The organism is Phyllobacterium sp. P5_D12 (assembly GCF_054049495.1).
In genome coordinates this window covers 1-788 of record NZ_JBFUMG010001070.1, presented here as the reverse complement: position 1 = coordinate 788, position 788 = coordinate 1, and the positions used below count along the sequence as shown (strand labels likewise).

Below are 788 nucleotides of genomic sequence, written 5' to 3'. Positions count from 1 at the left end.
GTCTTAGTGAAGTAGAGATCGACGMCGACAACGTTGCCGAGATTGTCAAATGTCTRCACGGATGTCTTGGCCGTATATTGAGCTGACGCGGTGGCATTTGTCGGCGGGCGGTCGGCCGCGGCAACAATCGACGCGCCTGCCGGGAGATTGGCCGTAAATATGCCGGTCTTGCTGGGATCGGCGATCAGGTCATTTTGAGCGATGTTGACCTTTTCGAGCCCCTGAAAGCCATTGGCAACCGGATTGACATTGCCATTGACCACGGGATAACCCATCAGATAGTAGCCGGCCGAATTGACAAGGTTGCCTTGCGCATCAGGTACGAATGAACCGGCGCGTGTCAGATAGGGCGTATCGTCGGCATTGCCGACGATGAAGAAGCCATTGCCTTTCAGCGCAAGGTCGGTCGAAGAAGTCGTAAAGCGCTGCGAGCCGTCATCCGAGATATGGTGGCGAATGACCGTTTCGACACCACCGGAATTGTAAGCCCCGCCAGAACTTGGCAACACCAGCGATGCGAACTGCGTGCTGGCGCGCTTGTAGCCGGTCGTACTGGAGTTGGCGATGTTGTCCGCCACGGTCGACAGCCTGTTGGCCTGAGCATTCATGCCCGACACACCGGTTCGCATCATTCCATAGAGGCTCATTTCCGTCTCCTTGCACCGTGATTCCGTTCAGAATCGTTAGCGCGCAATACTTGCGCGAAGCTGACGTTCAGATGGTGTCACTGGGGAATACTTGAATTTCGACTTGACCGCCGACGGCGGTCAAAATTGCTCTGGCAGGTT

The 788-nt window shown here is 55.9% G+C and carries 1 protein-coding gene; it reads right to left on the bottom strand.

Annotated features, from left to right (window positions below):
* Positions 1–647 (bottom strand): flagellar hook-basal body complex protein (locus ACXJ5O_RS28750; RefSeq protein ID WP_457302878.1); only part of this gene is annotated, 647 nt, incomplete at its 3' end.
* Between the last annotated feature and the right edge of the window lie 141 nt (positions 648–788).